The sequence below is a fragment of the Lentzea jiangxiensis genome (assembly GCF_900104175.1).
GTDB classification, from domain to species: domain Bacteria; phylum Actinomycetota; class Actinomycetes; order Mycobacteriales; family Pseudonocardiaceae; genus Lentzea; species Lentzea jiangxiensis.
This window is the reverse complement of sequence record NZ_FNIX01000005.1, coordinates 329,710-342,964: the sequence shown is the minus strand read 5'-3', so window position 1 is coordinate 342,964 and position 13,255 is coordinate 329,710. Positions and strand designations below refer to the sequence as shown.

14 protein-coding genes and 1 riboswitch are annotated in these 13,255 nt (G+C 71.5%); of the genes, 7 read left to right on the top strand and 7 right to left on the bottom strand.

Annotation, left to right across the window (positions count from 1 at the left end; all coding sequences use genetic code 11):
- Positions 1-32 precede the first annotated feature (32 nt).
- Positions 33-896: a hypothetical protein gene (locus BLQ91_RS41390; protein ID WP_176959807.1), complete on the top strand. Its 864-nt coding sequence runs from the start codon at positions 33-35 to the stop codon at positions 894-896.
- A 304-nt stretch (positions 897-1,200) separates the two neighbouring features.
- Here BLQ91_RS41390 and BLQ91_RS18360 read toward each other — a convergent pair whose 3' ends face one another.
- The gene (locus tag BLQ91_RS18360) at positions 1,201-2,025 is read right to left on the bottom strand and encodes a tRNA (adenine-N1)-methyltransferase (protein ID WP_218130318.1); all 825 of its coding nucleotides are present in this window, start codon (positions 2,023-2,025) and stop codon (positions 1,201-1,203) included.
- Positions 2,026-2,040: 15 nt separating this feature from the next.
- Entirely contained in the window at positions 2,041-3,159 is a 1,119-nt protein-coding gene (locus BLQ91_RS18355) for a site-2 protease family protein (RefSeq protein ID WP_090098077.1), read from the bottom strand.
- A 96-nt stretch (positions 3,160-3,255) separates the two neighbouring features.
- Between BLQ91_RS18355 and BLQ91_RS18350 the strand changes: the two genes are divergently transcribed.
- The 3 genes from BLQ91_RS18350 to BLQ91_RS18340 all read left to right on the top strand — a co-directional run bounded on the left by BLQ91_RS18350 (position 3,256) and on the right by BLQ91_RS18340 (position 5,697).
- Positions 3,256-4,101 carry a RecB family exonuclease gene (locus BLQ91_RS18350; protein ID WP_090098076.1) on the top strand — a complete coding sequence of 282 codons (846 nt, stop codon included), beginning with the start codon at positions 3,256-3,258 and terminating at the stop codon, positions 4,099-4,101.
- On the top strand, positions 4,098-4,871 hold the full coding sequence (locus BLQ91_RS18345; RefSeq protein WP_176959822.1) for a thioesterase family protein: 774 nt from the start codon (positions 4,098-4,100) through the stop codon (positions 4,869-4,871). Before BLQ91_RS18350 ends, BLQ91_RS18345 begins: the two co-directional genes overlap by 4 nt.
- Before the next feature lie 184 nt (positions 4,872-5,055).
- A complete protein-coding gene (locus BLQ91_RS18340; RefSeq protein ID WP_090098074.1) occupies positions 5,056-5,697 on the top strand; it encodes a phosphoribosyltransferase in 642 nt (213 codons plus the stop codon).
- Here BLQ91_RS18340 and BLQ91_RS18335 read toward each other — a convergent pair.
- From BLQ91_RS18335 to BLQ91_RS18325, 3 genes are read right to left on the bottom strand one after another with little or no spacing between them, the layout of a single operon-like run.
- Complete coding sequence (locus tag BLQ91_RS18335) at positions 5,631-5,942, bottom strand: antibiotic biosynthesis monooxygenase family protein (RefSeq protein ID WP_090098073.1); 312 nt, start codon at positions 5,940-5,942, stop codon at positions 5,631-5,633. The genes BLQ91_RS18340 and BLQ91_RS18335 overlap by 67 nt on opposite strands.
- Positions 5,939-6,799: an ATP phosphoribosyltransferase gene (gene hisG / locus BLQ91_RS18330; RefSeq protein WP_090098072.1), complete on the bottom strand. Its 861-nt coding sequence runs from the start codon at positions 6,797-6,799 to the stop codon at positions 5,939-5,941. The genes BLQ91_RS18335 and hisG overlap by 4 nt, the downstream gene beginning before the upstream one ends.
- A 13-nt stretch (positions 6,800-6,812) precedes the next feature.
- Positions 6,813-7,076 carry a phosphoribosyl-ATP diphosphatase gene (locus BLQ91_RS18325; RefSeq protein WP_090098071.1) on the bottom strand — a complete coding sequence of 88 codons (264 nt, stop codon included), beginning with the start codon at positions 7,074-7,076 and terminating at the stop codon, positions 6,813-6,815.
- Positions 7,077-7,184: 108 nt separating this feature from the next.
- Between BLQ91_RS18325 and BLQ91_RS18320 the strand changes: the two genes are divergently transcribed.
- From BLQ91_RS18320 to BLQ91_RS18310, 3 genes are all read left to right on the top strand, one after another.
- Entirely contained in the window at positions 7,185-7,835 is a 651-nt protein-coding gene (locus tag BLQ91_RS18320; protein WP_090098070.1) for a (2Fe-2S)-binding protein, read from the top strand.
- A 48-nt stretch (positions 7,836-7,883) separates the two neighbouring features.
- Positions 7,884-8,058, top strand: a riboswitch (cobalamin riboswitch).
- A 33-nt stretch (positions 8,059-8,091) separates the two neighbouring features.
- Entirely contained in the window at positions 8,092-8,280 is a 189-nt protein-coding gene (locus BLQ91_RS18315; RefSeq protein WP_089955709.1) for a CbtB domain-containing protein, read from the top strand.
- 16 nt (positions 8,281-8,296) lie between these two features.
- A complete protein-coding gene (locus BLQ91_RS18310) occupies positions 8,297-9,055 on the top strand; it encodes a CbtA family protein (protein WP_090098069.1) in 759 nt (252 codons plus the stop codon).
- On the opposite strand, the gene BLQ91_RS18305 is transcribed toward BLQ91_RS18310, so the two are convergent.
- Both BLQ91_RS18305 and metH read right to left on the bottom strand, forming a co-directional pair.
- Positions 9,052-9,708: an HAD family hydrolase gene (locus tag BLQ91_RS18305; protein WP_090098068.1), complete on the bottom strand. Its 657-nt coding sequence runs from the start codon at positions 9,706-9,708 to the stop codon at positions 9,052-9,054. The two genes, BLQ91_RS18310 and BLQ91_RS18305, sit on opposite strands and share 4 nt — an antisense overlap.
- Positions 9,701-13,243, bottom strand: a complete 3,543-nt coding sequence (gene metH / locus BLQ91_RS18300; protein WP_090098067.1) for a methionine synthase — start codon at positions 13,241-13,243, stop codon at positions 9,701-9,703. Before metH ends, BLQ91_RS18305 begins: the two co-directional genes overlap by 8 nt.
- Between the last annotated feature and the right edge of the window lie 12 nt (positions 13,244-13,255).

The window sequence follows — 13,255 nt, the reverse complement described above, 5'->3', positions numbered from 1 at the left end:
CGGGTCCTCACACCACCTCCGGGGGAAGCTCCATGACCTACCCGCCCCAGCAGCCAGGGCCCTACGGGCAGCAGCCGCCGCAGCAACCGGGGTACGGCCAGCAGCCGCAGCCGGGCTACGGCCAGCCCGGTCCCGCCCAACAGCCCGGTCCCGCCCAACAGCCCGGCCAGCCCGGGCCCTACGGCCAGCCCCAGCAGAACCCGTTCGGCCAGCAGGGACCGCAGAGCGGCGGTTTCCCGCAGCAGGGCCAGCCCGGCCCGTACGGCCAGCAGCCCTACGGCCAGCAGCCCGGCCAGCCGGGTCCCTACGGCCAGCAGCCCTACGGCCAGCCCGGAGGGTTCGGCGGCCCGCCGCCCAAGAAGGGCAACACCGGCCTGGTCATCGGCGTTCTCGTCGGTGTGCTGGTGCTCGTCGGCGGCGGCATCGCGGCGTTCTTCCTCCTCACCGACAAGTCGGACGACAACAGCACCGTCGCCGCGCCCACCGCGGCGTCCCAGGACCCGGCGAACGGCAGCAGCAAGCCGGCCGCGCCGTCCTCCAAGAGCTCGTCGAGCGGCGGTGACTCGGCGGCCAGGGACGTCGCCGAGGAGTTCACCGAGATCGTCCTGAAGGGCGTCCGCGCGGGCAGCAGCAGCCCGAACGACGTCAAGGACCTCGTGTGCACGGCGGAGTTCCCGAAGCTGAAGGCGCAGTCCGGCCAGCCGCAGACGTCCGCCACGGCCATCGTGACGGACGTCAAGACGTCGGGCAGCACCGGCACGTTCACGCAGAAGCTCACCGGGCTCGTCGATCCCGCGAACCCCGGCAAGACCACCTCGGGCAGCATCATCTACAAGCTGACCAAGGAAGGCGGCGACTGGAAGGTCTGCGGCATCGACAAGATCGAGGGCAACTGACCTGACGCACGAGGGCCCCGCACTCCGGTGGAGTGCGGGGCCCTCGTCGTTCCGCGCCGGCTCTACGGGAACTGCGCGGACGCGCCGATCGCAGGCGTGCTGGGGGCAGGGCGGCTGCCGGCAGGTCAGCAGCACCCCGCGGACTCGGCCGCCGGAGCCGCGAGCACGCTCACGGCCGGTGCGACGTCGGGAATCATCACCTCGGGCGAGACGGATCTCCCGGTTGCTTCCGCTCCCGGCCGAACCGGGTTCCGGCTCCGCGCGCGGGCCGGAACGACGATCCCCGTCCGGAACCGGACAGGCGTCAGCCCTTGCTGGGGCGGCGCTGCGGCTTGGGCGCCGTCACGCCGGGCGCGAGCTTGCGCGCGGTCAGCAGGAAGGCGGTGTGCGCGATCATCCGGTGCTCGGGGCGCACGGCGAGGCCGACGACGTGCCACGGGCGGACGAGCGTCTCCCACGCGTGCGGCTCCGTCCAGCACGTCTGCTCGCGCAACGCCTCCGTGACCACGGACAGCTGCGTGGTGGTGGCGACGTACACGACCAGGACGCCGCCGGGGATGAGGTTCTCCGCGATCGTGGGCAGCACCTCCCACGGCGAGAGCATGTCGAGGATGACCCGGTCGACCTCGCCCTGGTGGTTCTTGACGTCGTCAACGGTGATCGACCAGTTGCCGGGGCGCTCGCCGAAGAACGTCTCCACGTTGCGGATGGCGTGGACCGCGTGGTCGTCGCGCACCTCGTAGGACTGGACGCTGCCCTTCTCCCCCACCGCGCGCAGCAGCGAGCACGACAGCGCGCCGGAGCCGGCGCCCGCTTCCAGGACTCGCGCGCCCGGGAAGATGTCGCCGTACATGACGATCTGCGCGGCGTCCTTCGGGTAGATCACCTGCGCGCCGCGCGGCATCGACAGCACGTAGTCCGGCAGCAGCGGGCGCAGCGCCAGGAAGTTCGTGCCCCCCACCGACGCGACGACCGAGCCCTCGGGCTGGCCGATGAGCAGGTCGTGCGGGATGGCGCCGCGGTGGGTGTGGTACTCCTTGCCGGGCTCCAGGACGACCGTGTAGTGCCGTCCCTTGGGGTCGGTCAGCTGAACCCGGTCACCCGGCTGGAACGGTCCACTTGCGCTAATCACCGCGCAATGGTGTCAAACGCCCTTCTCGATGGCCGCACGCAGGTCCTCCCTGCGCAGCACGCCCGCCGGGCGTCCCTCCAGGTCGACGACGAGGAACTGCCACGCGGCGGTGCCCCGGACGCGTTCCACGATCTCCTCGCCGGGCTCGTCGGTGAGCAGCACCGTCTCCGGCCGGATCGGCTCGGCCGCCTGCTCCGCGGGGGCGAAAGGGCTTGCCGCGGCGAGCTTCTCGGCCGCCACGGCGTCGAGCAGCCCCGCCGCGACGCCGTCCGCGCGCACCAGCACCACGCCTCGGCCGGCCGAGGTGCTCAGCGCGTCCGCGACGGGGCTCTCGGCGGGGAGCTGGAGCACGGGGAGGATCAGGTCCTCGAGGGTCACGCCGACAGGCCAGGTACGGCGCCGTTCGCTGGCCAGCTCACTTCTCGCGCCCGCGACGACGACCCACGCCGTGAGCACGCACACACCGAAGCGCAGCCAACGGTCTTCCGCGTCCGCCGCGACTCCGTAGAGCGCCCACGCCACCAATGCGACGGCCACGGCGAAACCACCGAACACGGCGACACGGGTGCCCGCCGCGCGTTGGCCTGTGGCGGCCCACACTCCCGCGCGGACGATCCGCCCGCCGTCCAGCGGCAGGCCGGGCAGGAGGTTGAAGATGGCGACCACCAGGTTCGCCCCGGCGATCTGCACGACGAGCAGCCACAGCAGGCCACCGGGCGTCATCGCGAAGCCGCCGACGCCGAAGACCACCGCCAGCACCACCGACACCGCCGGTCCCGCGCCCGCGACCAGCCCCTCGTGGCTGGGTCTGCCGGGGGTGCGCATGATCTCGGACAGCCCGCCCAGCAGGTACAGGCGCAGTCTTCGCACCGGCAGGCCGAGCCGCAGGGCGGCGACGCAGTGGCCGAGCTCGTGCGCGAGGACGCTCAGACCGAGGAACACGGCGAAGAGCGCGGCGACGAGCAGTCCGGTCCCCGCCGGTGTGCCGGGGGCGATGTCGTCGACCAGCGGGGCGTAGAAGGCGACGATGATCGCCGAGCCGATCCACCACGACGGCGCGAGCAGCACCGGGATGCCCGCCACCCGGAACAGCAGCAGGCCGCCCTCTCGTTCGCTGGTCCGCGCGCCCACGGGAGCACTGTAGAGCCGCCGGTGTGATCTCGCGGTCTGACGCGCGGCCAGGTGGCGGGAACGGGATTGTCAGACCCCTGTCCTAGGGTGCGAAGCATGAGCACCACGTTGCGCAGGCCCGCGCTCTCGCCTTCCCGGGCAGGGGACTTCAAGCAGTGCCCGCTGCTCTACCGGTTCCGCGCGGTCGACCGGCTGCCGGAGAGGCCGACGAAGGCGCAGGTGCGCGGCACGGTGGTGCACGCGGTGCTGGAAGACCTGTTCGCCCTGCCCGCCGCCGAACGCGTGCCGGACCGCGCGCGGGCGATGATCACCCCGGCGTGGGAGCGCGTAAAGGCCGAACGCCCGGAGTTCGCCACGCTGTTCGAGGAGCCGGGCGGCGCTGAGGAAGCGGAGTGGCTCGCGTCGGCCACGAAGCTGCTCGACGGCTACTTCGGCCTGGAGGACCCCCGGCGCCTCGAACCGGAGTCCCGCGAGCTGCTCGTGGAGTCCGAACTGGCCTCCGGCGTGCTGCTGCGCGGCTACATCGACCGCGTGGACGTGGCCCCGACGGGGGAGATCCGCGTCGTCGACTACAAGACGGGCGCCGCGCCCCGCGAGATCGGCGAGGCGAAGGCGTTGTTCCAGATGAAGTTCTACGCCCTCGTGCTGTGGAAGCTGCGCGGCGTCGTCCCGCGCCAGCTGCGCCTGATGTACCTCGCCGACCGCCAGGCCCTCGCCTACACGCCGGACGAGTCGGAGCTGGCCCGCTTCGAACGCACCCTCGAGGCGATCTGGCAGGCCATCATGCGCGCCGCCCCGACGGGCGACTTCCGCCCGAACCCCAGCCGCCTGTGCGACTACTGCGACCACAAGGCGTTCTGCCCGGCCTTCGACGGCACCCCGCCGCCCTACCCCGGCTGGCCGGAGCCCGACGACGCCGAGGCCCTCCAGGACCGCGACTGATGGCCGCCTTCTACGAGCCGCTGGGCGACGGCACGTTCCGCTCCACCCAGCACACGGTCGGCCCGTGGGGCCCGGAGAGCCAGCACCTCGGGCCGCCCTCGGCCCTGCTGGTCCGCGCGCTGCAGGGCCTGGGCACCCCGTCGTCCGCCCTGGCCCGCGTGACGTTCGAGGTGCTCGGCCCCGTCCCGGTCGCCGACCTGGCGGTCGCCACCTCGGTCGAACGCCCCGGCCGCTCGGTGGAGCTGCTGGCGGCTTCTCTGTCCTTCCAGGGCCGCGCGGTGCTGACGGCCCGCGCGTGGCGCATCGTCGGCGCGGACACCACCGCCGTCGCCGCCGGCGCACCGCCGCCGCTCGCACCCCCCACGTCGGCCGTGCCGATGGAGATCCCGGACCACTGGTCCGGCGGTTACCTGGCCGCCGTCGAGTGGCTGTCCCTGTCCGGCGGCATCTTCACGCCGGGCGACGCGCAGGTGTGGGCCCGCCCCCGCGTGGCCGTGGTCGAGGGCTCGGAGCCGTCCCCGTTGGAACGCCTGTTCTCCGTGGTGGACTCGGCCAGCGGCGTCTCGTCCCGTGTGGACATCCGCAAGTGGTACGCCATCAACACCGACCTGACGGTGCACCTGCACCGCTCGCCCGTCGGCGAGTGGATCGGCCTGGACGCGCGGACCACCATCGGGCCGGACGGCGTCGGTCTCGCGACCAGCGTGGTGCACGACGTGGAAGGGCCGGTGGGGACGACGGCGCAGGCGCTGTTCGTCCGCGAACGCTGACACCTCGCAGGACACCACAGGACTCGCGGCCCCAGCACCGTCACGGAGACCAGCCGCGGGACGTGGCCCTCGATGCTGTTCTGGTTCGCCACCGCCACCGCCACCGGCGCGGGCTTGGCCCCGCGACCACCGGTGTCATCGGCCTGTCCGACCGACCTCGGAGGGGCGTAGCGTCAACGGGACTGTGAAGAGGTTCGCGAACCGGCGGGAAGCGGGCCGCGCCCTGGCCGCGCGACTCGCGGACCGCTCGTGGCACGACCCGCTGGTCCTCGGCCTGCCCAGAGGCGGCGTCCCGGTCGCCAAGGAGGTGGCCGAGCACCTGCACGCCGAGCTCGACGTGGTCGTGGCGAGGAAGATCGGCGCTCCTGGTCACCCCGAGTACGGCGTGGGCGCGGTGACGGCCGACAGCGAACCGATCTACGACCGGGCAGTGCTGCGAGCCCTGAACCTCACCGAGGAGCAGCTGGGCGGGATCTGCGCCGAGGAACGCGCGGAAGCCCGGAGGCGCACCGCCCTCTACCGGGGCGCGAAGCCGCTGGTCATCGGGGACCGCGACGTCATCCTCGTGGACGACGGCCTGGCCACCGGTGTCACGGCCAAGGCGGCGCTCGGGTGGATCGCGCACCACCACCCGCGCAGCACCACCCTGGCCGTCCCGGTGGCGGCCGGGGAGTCGCTCCGGCGCTTCACGACGAGAACCGTCGCCGTCCTCGTCCCGAGGCACTTCCGGGCTGTCAGCAGCTGGTACGAGAACTTCGATCAGACCACGGACGACGAGGTGCTCAGCGCGCTCTCGAAGTGGGACACCACCGGGAACGGCGAGTAGAAGCGGTGCAGCAACGAGGACCAGCGCTCGTAGGAAGGCCCCTGCCGGAAGCCGACCGTGTGGTCCTCCAGCGTGTCCCAGCGCACGAGCAGCAGGTAGCGCGACGGCGCCTCCAGGCACCGCAGCAGTTCCAGGCCGCGGAAGCCCGGCGAGGCGGAGATCAGCTCCCGCGCCTCGCCGAACGCCCACTCGAACTCGACCTCGGAACCCGGCAGCACGTCCAGCAGGGCGTGCTCCGTGATCACAGTCGGCAGAACCTGATGTCCGAGGCCAGCACGGCCTTGGCGCCGATGGCGGCCAGCTCGTCCATCACCTTGTTCGCCTCCTTGCGCGACACCATCGCGCGCACGGCGGCCCACTCCGGGTTCGCGAGAGGGGCGACCGTCGGCGACTCCAGGCCCGGGGTGAGGGCGATGGCGTCGTCGAGGAGCGAGCGCGGGCAGTCGTAGTCGAGCATCAGGTACTGCTGCGCGAACACGACGCCCTGCAGGCGGGCCGTCAGCTGCTTCTTGGCGGCGGTCAGCTCAGTGCCGTTGCGGTGGATCAGGACCGCCTCGGACTCGCAGATCGGCTCGCCGAACGGCACCAGGTCGTGCTGGCGCAGCGTGCGGCCGGAGCCCACCACGTCGGCGATCAGGTCGGCCACGCCCAGCTGGATCGAGATCTCGACGGCGCCGTCGAGGCGGATGACCTGCGCGGTGATGCCGCGTGCCTCGAGGTCGCGGCCCACCAGCCTCGGGTAGGCGGTGGCGAGGCGCTTGCCCTCGAGGTCGGAGACCTTCCAGTCGGTGCCGCTGGGGCCCGCGTAGCGGAAGGTCGAGGCACCGAAGCCCAGCGCCAGCAGCTCCTCGACGGAGGAGCCGTTGTCGTCGGCGCCCGAGTCGGCGGCCAGGTCGCGGCCGGTGATGCCGAGGTCCAGGTCACCGGACGCCACGTAGATCGCGATGTCCTTGGGGCGCAGGAAGAAGAACTCGACCTCGTTGTTCGGGTCGAGCACGGTCAGGTCGCGCGGCTCGTGCCGCTGCCGGTAGCCGGCCTCGGTGAGCATGGCGGAGGCGCGTTCGGCGAGCGCACCCTTGTTCGGGACTGCTACGCGCAGCATGTGGGGGTCTCCGTCAGAGGTACTTGTAGACGTCTTCGAGGGTCAGGCCGCGGCCCAGCATCAGCACCTGGAGGCGGTACAGCAGCTGCGAGATCTCTTCGGCGAGCTTCTCGTCGGACTCGTACTCGGCGGCGATCCAGACCTCGCCCGCCTCCTCCAGGACCTTCTTGCCCTGCGCATGGACCCCGGCCTCGAGCGCTGCGACGGTGCCGGATCCCTCCGGCTTGGTGGCGGCTCGTCCGGTCAGCTCTGCGAACAGGGAATCGAAGGTCTTCACGACTCCACATCCTCCCATCCCCCGGACCCCGGTCCACACCGCGGTCGCACCTGTCCCAGGCCGTGGACGTGATCTGTCCTGCATGAACACCCGGTAGCGTGAATTCCCGTGTCCGAATTCGCCGAGGTCCTCGCAGCGCTGCGCCGGGTGCGCGGGATCAACCCGTTCTTCGCGCTCGACGTGGGCCGTCCGGACGGCTCCTGGTCGCCGGGAACGGCGCTCCTGGAGGGCCCGGCGCTCAAGAACACCATCGACGCCATCGCGGCCCGGTACCGGGCGGAAGAACCCCGCGTCGCGGCGAGCCTGTTCTTCCTCAGCTACACCGCGCGGCTGCTCAGCCCGCTCACGGCCGCGAACCTCCCGGTCGACGTCCGGCCGGAGAACCTGTGGTGGCGGCACCACCCGGTCAACGGCCTGAGCGTCCGCATCGACGAACCACGGCTCGGCCCACCCGCCGCCGAGGCGCTGGAACCCGTGGTCGAGGCGATCCGGTCGGTCACGCCGGTGGCGCGCGGATTGTTGTGGGGCAACGCGATGTCGAACATCGCGGGTGCGCTGAAAATGGTTGTACGCGCACGGATGCTCACGGCGGAGGAAGCGGAAGAACGGGGCGAACTGCTCATGAGCGCACCGCCGTTCGAACAAGCCGGGAAATTCCTGAGCTTTCCCGGCGAAGTCGGGTTCGTGCGCAGGAGCTGCTGCCTCTACTACCGCGTCGCCGCAGGTGGGAAGTGTGGCGACTGTCCGCTCGTGAAGTGAAGAACGCAACAACTCTTATGGCCGGTTGTGCACAACCGGCCGTGGAACTTACGGTGCACGCGCCGCAGTGACGGGAAGCCGGTGTGAATCCGGCGCGGTCCTCGCCACTGTGACCGGGAAGCGATCCCCGCCGAGCACGTCACTGGTCCCGCGAGGGACTGGGAAGACGCGGGGGCAGCGTTGATCCGGGAGTCAGGAGACCGGCTGCGGCGCCGCAAGGAGAGTTGACCTTCCACGAGGTATGGAGGAGCCCGTCATGACGAGCCCCGCAGCAAGCCTGTCCGCCGTCCGCGTGCCCAAGTGGGCCTTCGCCGTCTCACTGCTCGGCCTGATCGTCACCTACCTGGTCCTGCAGGAGAACGGCCTCGCGCTCGGCGCGAGCTCGGAGCTGCTGCACGAGTTCTTCCACGACGGCCGCCACGCCCTCGGCGTTCCCTGCCACTGATCCGCTGTTCGAGCAGATGACGACGACGTACAGGTCCATCGCGCTGCGCGGGGTCGCGGCCGGCGCCGTCGCCGGCGTCGCCTCCGCGCTCGTGCAGCTCCTGGTCACCGAGATCCCGATCCGCGCCGCGCTCGCGGTCGAGGCGGCGCGGGAACCCTCCGGTGACGGCCACGGCCACTCCCACGGCGGTGAGGAGGAGCTGGTCGGCCGCGGCGCGCAGGTCGTGGGCGGCATGCTCGGCGTGGTGATCGTCGGCGTCGCGGTGGGCCTGGTGTTCGCCACCGCCTACGCGCTGTCGAAGCGCTGGTTCGCCGCCGGCACGCCGTTCACGCGCAGCTTCGCGTTCGGGGCCGCGGTCTTCGGCGCCGTGGCGCTGCTGCCGTGGCTCAAGTACCCGGCCAACCCACCCGCCGTGGGCGACCCGGAGACGGTGGACCACCGCACCGCGCTCTACCTCGGTGTGGTGGTCGCGGGCCTGGTGATCGTGTGGGGCGCGAGCCTGCTGGCCGACCGGCTGCGCGAGCAGTCGCAGCCGGTCCGCACGACCGCCGTGCTGCTCGCGGTCACCGCGGCCGTCGCGGTGGTGCTGCTGGCGTTCCCCGCGTCACCGGACACCATCCCCGCGGACATGCCGGTCGCCGTGCTGTGGCAGTTCCGCCTCAGCTCGCTCGCCCAGCTCGCCACGCTCTACGTCGGCATCGGCGTGGTGTTCGGCCTGCTGGTCGACCCGGCCACGCGCCGGGCGAAGACGCCCGCCGCAGCGCCACACCACTAGAGCCTGCGCAGCACCTCGAGGTCGACGCCGGTGAGGGAGTCGCGGAAGACCCGCCTCTGCCCCGCCGGCACCTCGACGTCGCACGGCACCACCAGCACGGTGCACCCGGCCGCCACCGCCGCCGCGACGCCCGTGGGCGAGTCCTCGACCGCCACGCACCGCGCCGGGTCGACGTCCAGCAGCCGCGCGGCCTTCAGGTACGGCTCGGGCAGCGGCTTGTTCAGGCCGTCCACCTCGTCGCCGCACACCGTCACGTCGAACAGGTCGCGGCCGATCGTGTCCAGCGCGACCTCGGTCAGCGAGCGCTCGGTGGACGTCACCAGCGCCATCGGCACGCCGGACGCGCGCACGGCCTTCAACGCCTCCTGGGCGCCCGGCCGCCAGGGCAGGCCGGCGCGGAAGACCTCCTCGGTGCGGCGCGAGATCCACGCGGCGCCGTCGGCCATGTCGGCGTCGGTCGGCTCGATGCCGACGTCGGCGAACAGCAGGCGCATGGTGGTGGGGACGTTGCTGCCGACCATGCGTTCGCGGGTCTCCGGCGACAGCACGCCGCCCAGCTTCTCCGCGTACTCGTAGAGCGGGATGTCCCACAGCTTCTCGGAGTCCAGCAGCGTGCCGTCCATGTCCCACAGGACCGCTTGCGGGTCAGACATTGAAGTACTTCGCCTCCGGGTGGTGCGCCACGAAGGCGTCGGTGGACTGTTCCGGGTGGAGCTGGAGTTCCTCGGACAGCGAGACCCCGATGCGCGCCGGGTCGAGCAGCTCGACGACGCGCCGGCGGTCCTCCATCTCCGGGCAGGCGCCGTAGCCGAACGAGTAGCGCGCACCGCGGTAGCCGAGCTTGAAGTACTCCTCGACGTCGGCGGGGTCTTCCGCGGCGACTGACCCGCCACCCGGCCACACGAGCTCCTCGCGGACGCGCTTGTGCCAGTGCTCGGCCAGCGCTTCGGTGAGCTGGACCCCCAGTCCGTGGACTTCCAGGTAGTCACGATACGCGTTCTTGCCGAACAGCTCGTTCGCGTGGTCGGCGATCGGCTGCCCCATCGTCACGAGGTGGAACGCGATGACGTCGACCTCACCGGACTCCTTCGGGCGCCAGAAGTCGGCCAGGCAGAGCCGCCGATCCCTCTTCTGGCGCGGAAAGGTGAACCGGAAGCGCTCCGGCGAGTCCGGCGAGGGCTCCTCCAGGATGATCAGGTCGTCTCCGTCGGAGACGCACGGGAAGTAGCCGTAGACGACGGCGGCGTGGGCAAGAACACCTTCCGTGGCAAGGCGTTCCATCCAGTACCGCAGGCGCGGGCGGCCCTCGGTCTCGACCAGGTCCTCATAGGACGGTCCGTTGCCGCCGCGCGTGCCCTTGAGGCCCCACTGGCCCATGAACGTCGCCCGCTCGTCCAGCAGTGCCGAGTAGTCCGCGACCGGGATGCCCTTCACGACCCGGCTGCCCCAGAACGGCGGTGCCGGGACCGGGTTGTCCGCCGCCACGCCGGAACGGCCGGTGCGCGCCTCCTCCTCGACGGTGGCCTTGCGGGCCGCGGCTAGGCGCAGCGCCCGTTCCCGGCGCGCCTTGCGTTCGGCCGCCTTCGCCCGGGCCTCCTCGTCGACCACGGGCGCCTCACCGCGTTTGGCCGCCATGACCGCGTCCATCAGCCGCAGGCCCTCGAACGCGTCGCGGGCGTAGCGGACGTCGCCGGAGTACATCTCGGTCAGGTCGTTCTCGACGTACGCACGGGTCAGCGCCGCGCCACCGAGCAGGACCGGCCACCGCGCGGCGACACCCCGGGAGTTCATCTCCTCAAGGTTCTCCTTCATGACCACCGTCGACTTGACCAGCAGGCCGGACATGCCGATCGCGTCCGCGCGGTGCTCCTGCGCGGCCTCCAGGATCGCGTTGATCGGCTGCTTGATGCCGATGTTCACGACCTCGTAGCCGTTGTTGGACAGGATGATGTCGACGAGGTTCTTGCCGATGTCGTGGACGTCGCCCTTGACGGTGGCGAGCACGATCCGGCCCTTGCCGCCGTCGTCCTCGGACCGTTCCATGTGCGGTTCGAGGTGCGCGACGGCGGTCTTCATGACCTCCGCGGACTGCAGCACGAACGGCAGCTGCATCTGGCCGGAGCCGAAGAGCTCACCGACGGTCTTCATGCCCGCGAGCAACGTGTCGTTGATGATCTGCAACGCCGGGCGCTCGTCGAGGGCGAGGTCGAGGTCGGCTTCCAGGCCGTTGCGCTCGCCGTCGACGATCCGGCGCTCCAGCCGTTCGAACAGCGGCAGCGCGGCCAGCTCCTCGGCGCGGGAGGCGGAGTTCGACTTCGTCGTGACGCCCTCGAACAGCTCCATCAGCTTCTGCAACGGGTCGTAGCCCTCGCGGCGGCGGTCGTACACGAGGTCCAGCGCGACCGCGCGCTGCTCGTCGGGGATGCGCGCCATCGGCACGATCTTGGACGCGTGCACGATCGCGGTGTCGAGGCCCGCCTGCACGCACTCGTGCAGGAACACGGAGTTCAGCACCTGGCGCGCGGCCGGGTTGAGCCCGAAGGAGACGTTGGACAGGCCCAGCGTCGTCTGCACGTCCGGGTAGCGGCGCTTGAGCTCGCGGATCGCCTCGATCGTCTCGACCGCGTCGCGGCGGACCTCCTCCTGGCCGGTGGAGATCGGGAACGTCAGGCAGTCGACGATGATGTCGCCGACCCGCATGCCCCAGTTCTCCGTGAGGTCCTCGATCAGCCGGACGGCGACGCGGACCTTCCACTCGGCGGTGCGGGCCTGGCCCTCCTCGTCGATGCACAGCGCCACGACCGCGGCACCGTGCTCCGAGGCGAGCCGCATGATCTTCTGGAACCGCGAGTCGGGACCGTCGCCGTCCTCGTAGTTGACCGAGTTGACCGCCGACCGGCCGCCGAGGCACTCCAGACCGGCCCGCAGCACCGCGGGCTCGGTCGAGTCGAGCACGATCGGCAACGTCGACGCCGTGGCCAGGCGCGAGGCCAGCGCCCGCATGTCCGCCTCGCCGTCGCGGCCGACGTAGTCGACGCAGAGGTCGACCAGGTGGGCGCCCTCGCGCGTCTGGTCGCGCGCGATCTCGACGCAGTCCTCCCACTTCTCCGCGAGCATCGCCTCGCGGAACGCCTTGGAGCCGTTGGCGTTGGTGCGCTCGCCGATCATCAGCACCGAGGCGTCCTGCTTGAACGGGACGGCCTGGTACAAGGAGGACACACCGGGCTCGGGACGCGGGCGGCGCGGCGTGGGTCCCAGGTCCTTCACCGCTTCCGCGACCTGGCGCAGGTGCTCGGCGGTCGTGCCGCAGCAGCCGCCGACCAGGCGTGTGCCGAACTCCCGCACGAACCCCGCGAGCGCCTGGGCCAGCTCCTCCGGCGAGAGCGGGTAGACCGCGCCGTTCGGGCCGAGCTCGGGCAGTCCGGCGTTCGGCATCACCGACAGCGGGATGCGCGCGTGCTTGGCGAGCGTGCGCAGGTGCTCGCTCATCTCGGCGGGGCCGGTGGCGCAGTTGAGGCCGATGAGGTCGATCCCCAGCGGTTCCAGGGCGGTCAGCGCGGCGCCGATCTCCGTGCCGAGCAGCATCGTGCCGGTCGTCTCGACGGTCACCTGGGCGATGACCGGGACCCGGCGGCCCTCCGCGGTCATCGCGCGCCGGGCGCCGATCACGGACGCCTTGGTCTGCAACAGGTCCTGCGAGGTCTCGACGATGATCGCGTCCACGCCACCGGCGAGCAAGCCCTTGCACTGCTGCTCGTAGGCGTCGCGCAACGTCGCGTAGGGCGCGTGGCCGAGCGTCGGCAGCTTGGTGCCGGGACCGACCGACCCGAGCACGAACCTCGGCTGCCCCGGGCCGCTGAACTCGTCCGCCACCTCGCGCGCCAGGGCGGCACCGCGTTCGGACAGGTGGAAGATCTGGTCCGCGATGTCGTACTCGGCCAGGTTCGCGAGGTTCGCGCCGAACGTGTTGGTCTCCACGGCGTCGACGCCGACCTCGAGATAGCCGCGGTGCACGGCCTTCACGACGTCCGGCCTCGTGACGTTCAAGATCTCGTTGCAGCCCTCCAGACCGCGGAAGTCGTCGAGGGAGAGATCCGCGGCCTGGAGCATCGTGCCCATGGCGCCGTCGGCGACGACAACGCGGTTGACCAGCGCTTCCAGCAACGGCGACTCTCCGTGATCACGCATGGGCCAAGCCTA

What these genes read in the sequence shown, in the direction of transcription:
- BLQ91_RS18305 (WP_090098068.1), bottom strand. Translation starts at nt 9,708, where the DNA reads ATGTCTGACCCGCAAGCGGTCCTGTGGGACATGGACGGCACGCTGCTG.
- BLQ91_RS41390 (WP_176959807.1), top strand. Translation starts at nt 33, where the DNA reads ATGACCTACCCGCCCCAGCAGCCAGGGCCCTACGGGCAGCAGCCGCCG.
- BLQ91_RS18315 (WP_089955709.1), top strand. Translation starts at nt 8,092, where the DNA reads ATGACGAGCCCCGCAGCAAGCCTGTCCGCCGTCCGCGTGCCCAAGTGG.
- BLQ91_RS18310 (WP_090098069.1), top strand. Translation starts at nt 8,297, where the DNA reads ATGACGACGACGTACAGGTCCATCGCGCTGCGCGGGGTCGCGGCCGGC.
- BLQ91_RS18350 (WP_090098076.1), top strand. Translation starts at nt 3,256, where the DNA reads ATGAGCACCACGTTGCGCAGGCCCGCGCTCTCGCCTTCCCGGGCAGGG.
- hisG (WP_090098072.1), bottom strand. Translation starts at nt 6,799, where the DNA reads ATGCTGCGCGTAGCAGTCCCGAACAAGGGTGCGCTCGCCGAACGCGCC.
- metH (WP_090098067.1), bottom strand. Translation starts at nt 13,243, where the DNA reads ATGCGTGATCACGGAGAGTCGCCGTTGCTGGAAGCGCTGGTCAACCGC.